This window comes from Sphingobium sp. 22B (genome assembly GCF_001580035.1).
GTDB classification, from domain to species: domain Bacteria; phylum Pseudomonadota; class Alphaproteobacteria; order Sphingomonadales; family Sphingomonadaceae; genus Sphingobium; species Sphingobium fuliginis.
Map to the genome: position 1 here is coordinate 14349 of NZ_LTAB01000031.1, position 12604 is coordinate 26952.

The following is a 12604-nucleotide window of genomic DNA, read 5'->3' on the forward strand; positions in this document are numbered from 1 at the left end:
CGCCATAGACAGGATCGCCAACACCTCGGATGGAACCGTATTTACCGGAGGCATGGTGTTTTAAGAGCTAGATTTATGAAGGGGACCGCTTTCAGGGCGCGCGTCGAATGCCCTGAATGTCAGCTCTGTCGGCGGTTCAGGACGTCGCTCCGAAGCGGTGATAGTCCTCTTCATTCCCCGGGCCCGCCGGTTGTCCGGTGATCTCGCCCCAGGCGCGTCCGATCGCTTCGGCGAGATGCTGCGGTAGGATGCGATCGCCATCGGGTCGCGAATGCAAAGACATGAAGCTGTTTCCCCACCGCCGATAAGGCTCCGGCGCCGCGAGAGGGGTTTCGACCAGGAAGAGTTGATCGATGGAGCGGCACCGATTGTCACGCATCGCGTCTCCCACCAGGGCCACGATCGAATGCCGATCCAGCCGAAAAGGCGGGGTGATCAGTGCCAGCAGCCCCATCGCCTCTGGCCGACCCAGCGCAGCCTTCGTCGCTTTGAGCTGCGCGTTCGCGGCCTTCGCCTCCGCCAAGACCCTTTTGCCAGCGATCCGCAGCGTGTTCATGGCGATCGCGGGCGGCAGATCGTGCAACCTCACCGTCACAGTGCCGGATATTACCGGTGCTCCCATATGCGTATTGCGCAAAAACATCTCGCCAACCGCCTCCGACGTCTCGTCCGATGCGGCCCGATCTGTGGTGAGCGACTTAACCTCGACGATCACATCGTCCGCCGGGAACAGGATATCTGCGATCTTGCCCGTATAGCCGGGTCTCGTGTGACTCTCGATCGGCTCACCGCCCGCGGCGGTGAGCACCGAAACCATCAGGTTATGCTGGTTCATCTGGCGTTCGCCGTCTTTCCGCGCGGCTTTCCCCCGAAAGCTGCGATCCAACCCCACAAAACAACGATGGATGGATGACCGGTTTCGGTAAGGCAAGTCCACGCCGCCAAGGACTACTTTGTCGGCTTGAACGGACGGCGCGTTCGCTCTCGCCTGACGTCTGCAATCGAGGGCGCCGCGTTTTGAAGCCGACCGTCGCGAAGGTCCCCATGTTGACCTGAAATCAGACCTCCAGGTTACGCATTTCATGGACCTATCGTCCCAACAGTCGGCGTTCCAACAGGGCCTGCATATCCCGCCGACCATCTGCAATGAGGAGAATAAATACACGGTTCCCAGCCACTCGGTAGATCAGCCGATATGGATGAAGGAGAAGCTGTCTAAACTCCTTGATCCCGAACCCCTCCAATTCCTTCGGTACGCTGCCGCGCATCGGAAACTGTTTCAGCGCTTCGATCTTCCCCGCAAATGCATCAAGGAGCGCGTCGGCGTCAGCACGCGATCGGTGCTCGGAGAGATAATCGAAAATGGCTTCGAGATCGTCTTCCGCACCCCGGGTGAGTTCAACCTCAAACCTCCCAGCCTTCGTCAATTGGGCGCTGCCTTCTTCTTAAGCCGGGCAATCACCGATCGCGCAGCCTTTGTCCGCCCTGCTTCGATATCCTGGTTACCGATCGCGAGCAGCTTGAGAAGCGCCAACGCCTCCTGCGTTTCCTCAAAGGACGCGACATCCTGGATGACGGCTTTGGCTTCGCCATTCTGCGTAATCACCAGTGGCTGACGCCGTTCTGCGAGGTCAAGCAGCACCTCAGCAGCATTGGCCTTTAGATAGCTGATCGGCTTCACCTGGCTCGAATATCGCATGGCATGACCTTCGTGGACTAAATTCGAACCAAATATAGTCCGCCCGTGAGGATATCGCAAGGCCGGTGCAACTTTGGCGGTTACTGAAAATTCCGACTTTTCACCAGCGGTCGCTCTCGCACATGATCGATATGCAAGTCGCGCACGAGAATATCACGCGCGGCTGGCTGCCTTGCTGAACTATCCCTGGGATCAGGTCCTCCGCCGCTCCGCGCCCCATCGCCGCGGCCGTAGGGAAGAGGAAACGCCTCCCCTCTTTGCCCCAAAGATCCCAGCAATGGCGATAGGTCGACCAGCTTCTTCGCGATAACATGCACAACCTCGCCCTCCCGCTGCACCTGCCCGTACAGCCCGAGCATACGCGCACCCATGACGATCCGCCGGTTCTGTTCAAACATGCGCGGCCAGATAATGAGATTGGCGATCCCGCTCTCATCCTCAATGGTAATGAACATGACCCCCTTGGCCGACCCCGGTCGCTGGCGCACCAGCACCAGCCCGGCCAGCCAGATGTAGCGGCCCTCCTTGGTCGTATCGAGCGTGCTGCACGGTACCATCTTCTGCCGCTGTAATTCCTCTCGCAGGAACGACACCGGATGCTGGCGCAACGTAACGCCAACATGGCCATAATCCTCGACCACCTCTCTCCCTTCGCTCATCGGCCGCAGGGCAACGGCCTGCTCGACAATCTCCTGTACGAACCCGTTTTCCCGCGTGTCAGCGGCAGCAAACAGCGGCAGTTGCTCGTCACGCAGCGCCTTGATCGCCCAGAGCGCTTCCCGCCGGGCAATGCGCATGGCGCCCCGAAAGGCATCGGCTTCAGCGAGTCGATTGAGGGCGCCCGATCCCACGCCTGCCCGGCGCCATAGCTCCTCTACGCTCATGAATGGCTCATCCGCCCGCGCCGCGATGATTCGGGCGGCGTCTGTTTCCTTAAGCCCCCGCACCATCCGCATGCCCAGCCGCACAGCGAACCGGTCGCCAGTGGTCGGCTCCAGCGTACAATCCCAGCGTGATGCATTGACGCAGACCGGGCGCACCTCGACCCGATGGGCGCGGGCATCGGCCACAATCTGGGCCGGCGCATAGAAACCCATGGGCTGCGAATTGAGCAGGCTCGCGCAGAACACCTCGGGATGCCAGCATTTGAGCCAGCAGGACGCATAGGCGATCAGCGCAAAGGAGGCCGCATGGCTTTCCGGGAAGCCATAGCTGCCAAAACCCTCCAGCTGACCGAAGGTCTTCTCGGCAAACTCGGCGGTGTAACCGCGCTCGACCATGCCGCTGACCAGCTTTTCCTTGAACTTCGACACACCGCCGGTGAACTTGAACGTCGCCATGGCGCGCCGCAGCTGATCGGCCTCGGACGCTGTGAAGCCTGCGCATTCGATTGCTACCCGCATCGCCTGTTCCTGAAACAGCGGGACGCCCAACGTCTTGCCCAGCACCTTTTCCAGTTCGGGCTTGGGATATTCGACCTTCTCCTTCCCCGCCCGCCGGCGCAGATAGGGATGGACCATATCGCCCTGGATGGGGCCGGGCCGCACGATCGCCACCTCGATCACCAGATCATAGAAGGTGCGCGGCTTGATATGGGGGAGCATCGCCATCTGCGCCCGGCTCTCGATCTGGAACGCGCCCAGCGTGTCGGCGGCGCGGATCATGGCATAGGTACGCGGATCTTCGGGTGGAATGGAGGCCAGGTCCATGCGGATGCCCTTATGCTGCTCCAGAAAATCGAACCCGCGCTTCATGGCCGTCAGCATGCCCAGCGCCAGGCAATCGACCTTCATGAATTTCAAGGCATCTATGTCGTCTTTGTCCCATTCGATGACCTGCCGGTCCGCCATAGCGGCGGGCTCGATCGGCACCAATTCGTCGAGCCGGTCATGGGTAAGGACAAAGCCGCCGGGATGCTGAGAGAGATGGCGGGGCGTGCCGATCAACTCGCGCGCGAGGTCCAGCGCCAGCCGCAATCGCCGGTCGGAGAGGTTGAGGTTCAATTCCTCGGCATGGCGCTCCTGAACCCCCTCCTCGCTCCAGCCCCAGACCTGGCTCGACAGCGCCTTGATCAGATCTTCGGAAAGGCCCAGCGCCTTGCCGACATCCTTGATCGCGCCCTTGGCGCGGTAGCGGATGACGGTCGAACAGAGCGCGCTATGGTCACGGCCATAGGTGTCGAACACCCATTGCATGACGATCTCGCGCCGCTCATGCTCGAAGTCGACGTCGATATCGGGCGGCTCTTTGCGCTCCTGGCTGATGAACCTCTCAAACAACAGGTCGGAGCGTTCGGGGTCGATCGAGGTGATACCCAGCACATAGCAGACCGCACTGTTGGCGGCCGAGCCCCGCCCCTGGCAGAGAATGTCCCGGCTACGCGCGAAACGGACGATGGAGTTCACCGTCAGGAAATAGGGCGCATAACCAAGCTCGGCGATCAGCCCCAGCTCGTGGCGCAGCAGGCGCGCGACCTTGTCGGGCACGCCCTCCGGATAACGGGCCTTTGCCGCCTCCCAGCTCATCTGCTCCAGCGCCGCCTGCGGCGTCTGGCCCGCGATGCTCACTTCCTGCGGATATTGATATTTGAGCTCGTCGAGTGAGAAGCGGCAGCGCTCGGCAATCTCCAGCGTCCGGGCCAGCGCCTGGGGATAGCGACCGTAGAGGCGGTGCATTTCTGCAGCCGGCATCAGATAGCGGTCGGCATAAAGCTCACGCCGGGCGCCAAGCTCATCAATGGTGCAGCGATGACGGGTGCAGGTCATGACCTCCTGCAACACACGGCGATGCGGATGGTGATAGAGGACATCGCCGGTGATCACTGTCGGCACCGCATGCCGTGCAGCGAGATTGGAGAGATTATGGAGTCGCAACTGATCGCCCGGCCGCCGGCGCAGGGTCAGCGCCAGATAGCCCCGTCCGGCAAAGAGTTTGGCGAAGCGCCCGATCACGGCCTCGGCTTCCTCCACCTCGCCGGGCAACAATATGGCGAGCAGCCCTTCGGCAAAATCCGCGACATCGTCCCAGCCGAGGATGCATTTGCCCTTCCCGCCCCGTTTCTTGCCGCGGCTGAGCAGTCGGCAGAGGTGGCCATAGCCAGATCGGTCGATGGGATAGACCAGTAGCGACTGACCGTCGGCAAGGTCGATCCGACAGCCGACGATCAGCCGGACGCCGGTGACCTTCGCCGCCTCATGGGCCCGCACGATCCCGGCCAGGCTGTTGCGATCGGTAATGGCAAGGGCATCGAGGCCACAGGCTTCCGCCTGGGTGAACAGCTCCTCACAGCTCGACGCACCGCGCAGGAAGGAGAAATGCGAGGCGCATTGGAGTTCAGCATATCGCATGGCGGCACCTGCCGATTCTCACATCATAGCGCATATTGTTCGCTATTTGTTCCATAACGCCATGAGTCAATCGCTGATGCAGCCTATAATCGTCGCAACGCGTTCAGATGCCAGCGCCCCAGTCATCGACAGCAAGCGAGGAAACGTACTAATGGCGGCCAAACTCAAGGTGTTCCGGACCCCGATCGGTTTCCACGACGCCTATATTGCCGCGCCCAGCCAGAAGAAGGCGCTCGAAGCCTGGGGCGCCGACAGCAATCTTTTCGCACGCGGTGTCGCGGAGCAGGTGACCGATGCTAAGCTCATGAAGGCACCGCTTGCGCAGCCCGGAACGGTGATCAAGGTGCCGCGCGGCAGCACCGAGCAGCATTTTGCAGCGCTCGCGAAATCGAAACCACCAGCAAAACCCGACAGCAAGAAGCCGGACACTACAGCCGCGCCACCGCGTCGCGCGAAGAAACCCCGCCCTCGTCCAAGCCGAGCGGCCCTCGATACGGCCGAGCAGAAGTTGGAGGCGCAGCAACAGGCGCTCGATGCGAAAGTCGCGGAACTGGAAGATCAGCGCGCCGGGCTGAAAGAGGAAATCACGCGCTTGCGGACTGCGGGAAAGAAGGAACAGGCAAAGCTCGAAACCGCCATCGTTGCTGCCCGCAGGAAATACGATGCTAAGCTGGATCAGTGGAGAGCTGACAGCTGAACCACGTCCATTCGGTAAGACCCGCGTTATACCGATTTTCATTCATGGCTTACAGCCAGCATCTCCATCATTCCCGTGCACGCTCTTTAATGAAGCATGTCCGCAGCCCCATCGGCGGGCCAATCGCCCACGGTGATGGCGACAGCGGCAAAAAGGGGCGGTCTCCGGCCATGGCGCATCCTGCACGGTCAACTCCCTTGCCAAGCTCGGTCTGCCCGCCGCGATCGGCGGGGGCGTGTTGCCCCTTCTACAGAGGCCCCGATTGGAACCGACGGCCTGAGAGGGCGTTCTGCTTTTATCGGGTCGAACTATTGCCCCCCGCTTGATTGATCCGGTGAAACTTCGGCCCCGCCAGCCTCCCGCTGGCGGGGTCTTGTCGTTTCGGCCGCTTTCGAAACCGGAACAGATGCTCAAGCGAAATGTTCTATTTCATTGAGATATTGGGATTGGAGAGCAGCGTGAGCGACAATCAGCAGGAAGACATCAAGCCCACGCTCTCGGACAAGGATTTCAAGGATAAACTCGCCGAAACCATCCCGCATCTGCGCGCCTTTGGCCGCGGCCTGTGCCATGACGCTGACGCTGCCGACGATCTCGTTCAGGAGACCATGATGAAGGCTTGGGCGGCGCGCGCGCGCTTCGTTGCGGGAACCAGCTTCAAGGCCTGGACCTTCACCATCCTGCGCAATCATTATTTCAGCCAGATGCGGCGCAAGCGTTTCGTGGGCGATTGGGACGATGTAGTCGCCGACCGCAAGCTCGCGGCGCCCGCCGGGCAGGATATGAGCGTGGAACTGCGCGACATGATGCGCGCTCTGGCCGAACTGCCCGATCCGCAGCGTGAGGCACTGATCCTGGTAGGCGCGGGCGGGCTTTCCTATGAGGAAGCCGCCGAAATCATGGGCACAGCCGTCGGAACGGTCAAAAGCCGGGTATCCCGCGCCCGCGCCACGTTGGAGGCGCTGATCGATGGCGGCGTGCTCACCACCAAGTGGCGTGACTTTGAAGATGGCGATCAGGCGGTCATCAGCATCTTTGCTGATCTGGAAAAGATCCAGGCACGCCGCGCTCCTGTCCCCATACCAATCGCTTTGCCCCTGCTGCCAACAGCCGCCTGAAGACCAGCGCGCCGTCGCATAAAGGATCCCCGCCGGAGCAAAGCTGCACGGCGGGGCCGAGGTTCAGGGAGGTGTCGCCCCAAGGGAGGAACGACACATTCCAAGCTATGCCTTTTGCGTAGCAATTCAAGATGGATTGATCACCGTTCTGAAACGAATGACGGATCAATATGGCAGTCCTGCCAATCCCAGTCGCCTCGTCGAGCAAAAGCGACAAAGCCATCGTCGAGGTTCAGCGTGGCGTCGCCGCTGCGAAAATGTCGGCCCAGCGATGAAGGTTTGCGGGCGAGAACCAGTTCGCCGTCGGCCAATTGCACCCGCGCCTGCCGTCCTTCGATCCGCAGGCCAAGACTGCGTCCCTGCGCGCAGGCGACATGGAATGACGCGTGATGCTCAGCGGCCGTGGCCGTGGCCGTGAGGGACCCCGTCAACATTAGGATAAGGACAAGAGGAAGCGCAGACATGGCAATCTCCACGGCTTGCATCCTCTCAAGGCAAAAATGACTGTCTGCCCTCAATCCTTTTCCGCTGCGGCAGTTCCGTTGGCAAGTGCGTCGCTGATCATCGCTGCCAATGTTTCTTCGGCGCGGCCGCGCGCGGCGGCATCCTTGGATTCCAGATCATGGCGCAGCCATTGCGGCGCGCGCGCGATCACTCGTAAAATCAAAGCGTTCATTTTTTCATCCATCGGCCGAGCCTATGACGGTAGAGTGACGGTGGCGCAATAAAGCAAAGCTTGCGGCGAATAAGAGCTGCCTGTCCGGTTACTGGTTGCGCGGGGTGCGATCATTGCGGGCCTGGGCGTCCGATCACGCTACCGCTCGTTGCAATCAGGCGAACAGCCCATGCAGGAACCAGCCCTGCCCGCCGGTGGCGCTGTCCATGCCATCACCCTGACGGAAGACCCAGTAGCGCGCGCCCGTCTCGTCCTCGACGAGGAAATAGTCGCGGACGCTCAGCCATTCCTCATCACTCACATGCCATTCGCCATAGATGCGCTCCGGTCCATCGGCCCGCTTCACCTTGCGGCGCATGCCCCGCCACACGAAATGAACCGGGGGATGATCGGGCAGCAGCGCCATGGTGTCGATCGGCTCGGGCCGCTTGAACAGCCGGGCCGGGCGCGGCCAGCGTTCAGGCCAGCGCAGCAAAGTCGGATCGGCCATGGGCGGAATGCGGGTGACTGAGCGTTCGGGAATATCGCTCTCGCGCGCGGCCACCCGGTAGAGCCGCTCCTCCCCTACCCTGTTCCCCAATATATCGACGAGCATGGCGACATCGGGCATCGGCGTTTCGCCCAGATGCGAGATGGTGCGAAGCCCCAATGGCTCGACCTGGGGGGCGGAAAGCACCATCTTCTCGACCCCAAAGCCAGGATCAACCGTTTCGATCCTGTCGCAGAGCAGCCGTCCCATCTGCTTCCTGTCACGGCTGGGCTTGGCGAGTCCTGCCCGGATGGCTTCGACCCGGTTGTCGACCCGGTGGAAGCGCAAATCCAGCCTGCGCGCGCCAACGCCCGCTTCCTCCAACTGCTGGCACAGGCCATCGACCAGCTTGTGGGTATAGCGGGCAAGGGTTTCAGGCGCGCCGATCGGCTCAGCAAAGCGGCGTTCTACCTCGATGGTTTGCGGTGCTGCAACTGGCTCGAACGGCTCGGCGACACGGCCATAGGCCTGGTCGAGCCGCAGCCCCGGCATCGATCCAAAGCGCAGCGCGAGCGAGGCGCGCGGCATGGCTTCCAGATCGGCGATCGTCTCCAGGCCCAATTGGCTCAATGATCTGACGATGGCCTGGTCCAGGCGCAGCGCGACCAGCGGCAGATCGGCAATCGCCTCCTCGAGGTCGAGCGGATCGATAACGCGCAGCGGTTCCGGGCCATAGCGGGCCAGCGCATGCGCCGCGCCATAGGCCGGCGCACACACCGCGCGCCCGACCGTCTCCACCTCGGCCAGCCGCTGCACGATGTCCTTGAGCAGGCCCATGATGCCGCCATGGACATGGGCAGCGCCGGTGATATCGAGCATCAGCCCATCGGGCGGATCGACCGCGATAATCGGTGCGTAGCGGCGCAGCGACCAAACGGCGAGCCGCTCCAGCCCGTCCCGGTCCGACTGCGGCTCGGCATCCAGGATGAGGAGATCAGGCACCAGTGCCTGCGCTTGGCTGACCGCCATGCCTGTGTGCAGACCGATCATGCGCGCGGCGGCATTCGCCGCGGTGACCACCCGGCGTTGCCCGTCGATGCCAGCAAGGATCAGCGGCGCGTCAGGAGGCGGCGCGCTCTGCCCAAGCCTGCGACGCAGCCGATCCGTCGGCCAGGTCGGCAGGAAGAGCGAGACGACCTGTCGCATCGCAGGCTTCCACCAGAAAATCGGCGCTCTCTCCTGCCCGGCACCGTATGAGCTCAACGAACCAGCGATGGCGGCCGACACCCGGCACCGGCAGTGGGTCGGATGGAACAGCTGTCACCCGCCATCGCGTCGCGGCCGCCGTCGGCTGGCCAAAGTCCGACGCCTCGGCCAGGCGCCGCCAGCGCCGGATCGCTATTCCAATGGTGCCGCTGCTCTCGGCTGCCAGTTGGAGACGCCGCGAGGAGGTCATCGACAGGCGCGCGAGTTCCGCCACCACACCGCCCAATCCACCATGGCGCAGTCCTTCCTCGAAACAGGCGAGAACCGCTGTTTCATCGCGAGCTTCCACATAGATGACGCGATCGGGATCAAGTCCAGCCTGCGCAATCGCTGGCGCGAACAGGTCGGGCTCGGTCATGCACCAGAGGATGCTACCGCTCACCCGCGCAAGAATACCGGCAGTGAACAGGGCGGCGGCCGCCCCATCGGTCACGCCCTGCGCGCCGCCAGCCACTTCATGCAGCGCTCCTAGCGCCAGACCACCGCCGGGCAGTTTGGCATCGACCATTTCCAAGCCAAATGGCAGAACCTCTTTGCGCCTACGCTCTGTGCCTTCGATCTCGGCAATCTGGGCGCGCAGGGCAGCAACGCGGGGGCGCGCCCCTCTTTCCATCATCGAAGGGCCTCCTTGTGGCTCGCGGTTGGATTGTTCCTATTTTGTTCCAATTACAGTATGAGTCAACGCACTGGAGTCGTTGCTCGTTCAGGATCGGCGGTACGCTCTCGAAACAAAGCGGGAAAACCCATGGTTGTGCAGCGAAAAAAATTGAGCCTGAAGCATGGGGAGGAGGCTCCGGAAAAAAAGCGCCCCTCGCACATGCGGATGAATCGGAGCGCGAATCGACGCCGCCGCGTTATCATCCGAGCCACGATCCCGCGCTTGTCACCGATGATGAAATTCCCTGGTAAGGAGGCCCAAGCATGACCCCGCGTATCATCCCGATCGAAGGTCTCGACACCTTGCCACGCGAGGAGGCCCTGCGGCTTCGTGTCGCCCAGCAGACACTGGAGCTGGTCCTGGGGTCAGCGGTTCGGGACAGCGAGCAGACGGTCGATCCCGATCTTGCGGTCGAGGGCATATTGATGGGCCTCGCCTGCATCATGGAGCAGGCGCCTGAGTTCCCGACGCGGCAAAGCCTACGCAAAGGCGGGGAGGCCTATGGCAAGATGCTGGGACAGCAAGCCCAGAATTTGCGCTCGACCTTCGAAGAAACCGGCATGCATCCGATCGACGCTCTGCTCGACCGCTTCATGTCTGTCGCCGACGACGGCCAGAAGCCAAACTGATCGGCCTGCCATGTCGAGGCTCCATTGCATGGCTGCAGGACTGAGCGAGGTCGCCGCGCATTTCGGCGCAGATATGCCCGCGCCAATCGAGCTCCCGTTCGAAACCACCGAAGGCGCGCTTGGCCTTGTGGTTTTCGAGAGTAAGGGTCGGCGGATCATGCGCGGCGTTACCTGGGGGTTTAGCCGCCTGACCCGCGAGATGCGCGAACGCGACGAGGAACCGGGCCGCATCGGGCTGGTCGCCGATCTCACCAATCCGATGTGGGATCATATGGCGCAGGATGCGCGCTATCGCTGCCTCATCGTGCTGACGCATTTCGCCAATCCCGACGGCGTACCGGGTGAGCGGACCCGCACCTGGTTTTCCTTAAAGCGCCAGCCCCTGATGGCCTGGGCGGGCTTTTGCCGGAACATGCCCGAACAAGGTCCGGTCTATGCCGGCATGACGATGGAAGCGAATGACGCCGTGCGTCCGACCAATGACCGTATGCCGGTGCTGCTCGACCCTCATGAATATGACGCCTGGCTCCACGGCGAGATCCGGGACGTGATCGGTTTCCAGTTCCGTCCGCCCTTTTCGGCCGAGCGTTTCCGCGTCGAAAAAACCGAGGATCTCTGGCGGAGCGGCAAGCGTCCGCCCTCTGCAGATAATCAGCTGGCGCTCCTGTGATGGCGTCTGCCCACCAGATCGACCTTTTCGCGCCTCCGCTTCTGCTGGGCCTGCGGTATGAGCCGGGCTTTCTCTCCGATGCGGAAGAAGCAGAACTCATCACCCGGATCGATGCCACACCGCTGGCGCCATTCCGTTTCCAGAAATGGACCGGCAAGCGCCTCACCCGCAGCTATGGCTGGAACTATGATTTCGAGCGGGGTAGCTTTGGTCCGGCCGATCCCCTGCCAGATTGGCTGCTGCCGCTGCGCAATCGTGCCGCCCGCTTTGCTGCGTTGCCGCCAGACGCGCTCGTCCAGGCGCTGCTGATCCGATACGATCCGGGCGCGGGCATTGGCTGGCACAAGGACCGGCCGGTGTTCGAGCATGTCGTCGGCATTTCGCTGGGGGGCGCCGCCCCGATGCGCTTCAGGCGCCGAACGGCGGATGGGTTCGAGCGCCGCACGGTGTCGCTGGAGCCGCGCTCCATCTACCATCTGGCGGGCGAAGCCCGGCATGCATGGGAGCATAGCATCACCGAACAAGAAGAACCGCGCTGGTCGATCACCTTTCGCAGCCTCAAACCGGCCTGATGCCAGGCAGGCACGCCAAGCCCCAATATCCGGTTACGCCAGACGGGCGATATTTTGTCGTGCGTGGCCGTCTCTGGCGGATGAGCAACCCTGCCCTCGGCGAGGCCGAGCGGGCCAAGTTGGTCCATCAGTTGATGACGGCGCGAAGGCAGGTGGGCGAGGCGCTGCGTGCCAAGGATGCCAACGTGGAGAGAAGCGCGCGCGATGCAGTGGACGCCGTCAAACACCAGCTCGGCGAGCGCGGGCCCGTGTGGTGGGGGGATGGCGCGCCCGACTATAATCGGCATCTCGCCCGTAACACCCCCTATGCCCAATGGTTCGGAGCCCTGAGCGATGAACATACCCAATCCTGATCGGCTTCCTCGATCACGGTAACGCAGACAAGCCGTTTCCCCGGCTGACACTCCAATCTTATATCGGCCTTGCCGGTCCGGATCGCGTTGGTCGCAATGGAGACCGTTTCGGTCCGGCACTTAACCAAAAACGACCCGACCACTCTCAATGAATGGCCGGGTCAGTAGAAGTCTCTGAAAACCAGAGCCTTCGGGTCGCGACTCGTCATTAACATAGGGTTCAGATTTCTGGGAGCGCCTTAACTTTAATCCAAGTTCATAAATCCCTTGCAGATGCGGTAAGTGGTTGATTTTCGCAGCCCAGCAAATTTGCATTCCGTAGCGTAAATTGAGATTTTGATCATGGACCGGCCGATGAGCTAAGCCTTCGGGTCGCACCGGTCCTACTCCATGCTACCGGACTCATCCTCAGTCACCGCGCCTGTTGAGAAACAGCATTATCGCGGCCGC

Annotated in this window: 14 protein-coding genes; 6 read left to right on the forward strand and 8 right to left on the reverse strand. The window is 62.1% G+C overall.

Features of this window, described 5'->3' with window-relative positions:
• Positions 1-136 precede the first annotated feature (136 nt).
• The 4 genes from A0J57_RS20855 to A0J57_RS20870 all read right to left on the reverse strand — a co-directional run bounded on the left by A0J57_RS20855 (position 137) and on the right by A0J57_RS20870 (position 5046).
• Entirely contained in the window at positions 137-835 is a 699-nt protein-coding gene (locus tag A0J57_RS20855) for a hypothetical protein (RefSeq protein ID WP_061939984.1), read from the reverse strand.
• A 253-nt stretch (positions 836-1088) separates the two neighbouring features.
• The gene (locus A0J57_RS20860) at positions 1089-1427 is read right to left on the reverse strand and encodes a type II toxin-antitoxin system RelE/ParE family toxin (protein ID WP_061939986.1); all 339 of its coding nucleotides are present in this window, start codon (positions 1425-1427) and stop codon (positions 1089-1091) included.
• Entirely contained in the window at positions 1424-1699 is a 276-nt protein-coding gene (locus tag A0J57_RS20865; RefSeq protein ID WP_061939988.1) for a type II toxin-antitoxin system Phd/YefM family antitoxin, read from the reverse strand. Before A0J57_RS20865 ends, A0J57_RS20860 begins: the two co-directional genes overlap by 4 nt.
• 80 nt (positions 1700-1779) lie before the next feature.
• Positions 1780-5046 (reverse strand): error-prone DNA polymerase, encoded by a 3267-nt coding sequence (locus A0J57_RS20870; protein ID WP_061939990.1) that lies wholly within the window; start codon positions 5044-5046, stop codon positions 1780-1782.
• Here A0J57_RS20870 and A0J57_RS20875 point away from each other — a divergent pair.
• Both A0J57_RS20875 and A0J57_RS20880 read left to right on the forward strand, forming a co-directional pair.
• Positions 5045-5743 (forward strand): hypothetical protein, encoded by a 699-nt coding sequence (locus A0J57_RS20875; RefSeq protein ID WP_226869717.1) that lies wholly within the window; start codon positions 5045-5047, stop codon positions 5741-5743. The two genes, A0J57_RS20870 and A0J57_RS20875, sit on opposite strands and share 2 nt — an antisense overlap.
• Positions 5744-6162: 419 nt before the next feature.
• Positions 6163-6861 (forward strand): sigma-70 family RNA polymerase sigma factor, encoded by a 699-nt coding sequence (locus tag A0J57_RS20880; RefSeq protein ID WP_170825570.1) that lies wholly within the window; start codon positions 6163-6165, stop codon positions 6859-6861.
• 140 nt (positions 6862-7001) lie between these two features.
• Here the strand turns inward: A0J57_RS20880 and A0J57_RS20885 are convergent, their stop codons facing one another.
• From A0J57_RS20885 to A0J57_RS20895, 4 genes are all read right to left on the reverse strand, one after another.
• Positions 7002-7337 carry a hypothetical protein gene (locus A0J57_RS20885; protein ID WP_139111425.1) on the reverse strand — a complete coding sequence of 112 codons (336 nt, stop codon included), beginning with the start codon at positions 7335-7337 and terminating at the stop codon, positions 7002-7004.
• Between the two features lie 38 nt (positions 7338-7375).
• Positions 7376-7537 (reverse strand): hypothetical protein, encoded by a 162-nt coding sequence (locus A0J57_RS26690; protein ID WP_162492719.1) that lies wholly within the window; start codon positions 7535-7537, stop codon positions 7376-7378.
• A gap of 154 nt (positions 7538-7691) precedes the next feature.
• Complete coding sequence (locus A0J57_RS20890) at positions 7692-9212, reverse strand: DNA polymerase Y family protein (RefSeq protein ID WP_061939996.1); 1521 nt, start codon at positions 9210-9212, stop codon at positions 7692-7694.
• A complete protein-coding gene (locus tag A0J57_RS20895; RefSeq protein ID WP_201030957.1) occupies positions 9127-9885 on the reverse strand; it encodes an ImuA family protein in 759 nt (252 codons plus the stop codon). The genes A0J57_RS20890 and A0J57_RS20895 overlap by 86 nt, the downstream gene beginning before the upstream one ends.
• Positions 9886-10193: 308 nt before the next feature.
• On the opposite strand from A0J57_RS20895, the gene A0J57_RS20900 reads away from it, so the two are divergent.
• Genes A0J57_RS20900 through A0J57_RS20915 form a run of 4 tightly spaced genes read left to right on the forward strand, consistent with a single transcriptional unit; the run spans position 10194 to position 12154 of the window.
• Complete coding sequence (locus tag A0J57_RS20900) at positions 10194-10559, forward strand: hypothetical protein (protein ID WP_061940000.1); 366 nt, start codon at positions 10194-10196, stop codon at positions 10557-10559.
• Between the two features lie 28 nt (positions 10560-10587).
• A complete protein-coding gene (locus A0J57_RS20905; RefSeq protein WP_226869718.1) occupies positions 10588-11229 on the forward strand; it encodes an SOS response-associated peptidase family protein in 642 nt (213 codons plus the stop codon).
• Positions 11229-11801, forward strand: coding sequence for an alpha-ketoglutarate-dependent dioxygenase AlkB (locus tag A0J57_RS20910; protein WP_061940004.1), 573 nt, complete (start codon positions 11229-11231; stop codon positions 11799-11801). The genes A0J57_RS20905 and A0J57_RS20910 overlap by 1 nt, the downstream gene beginning before the upstream one ends.
• A complete protein-coding gene (locus A0J57_RS20915) occupies positions 11801-12154 on the forward strand; it encodes a hypothetical protein (protein WP_061940006.1) in 354 nt (117 codons plus the stop codon). Before A0J57_RS20910 ends, A0J57_RS20915 begins: the two co-directional genes overlap by 1 nt.
• Positions 12155-12604: the final 450 nt, after the last annotated feature.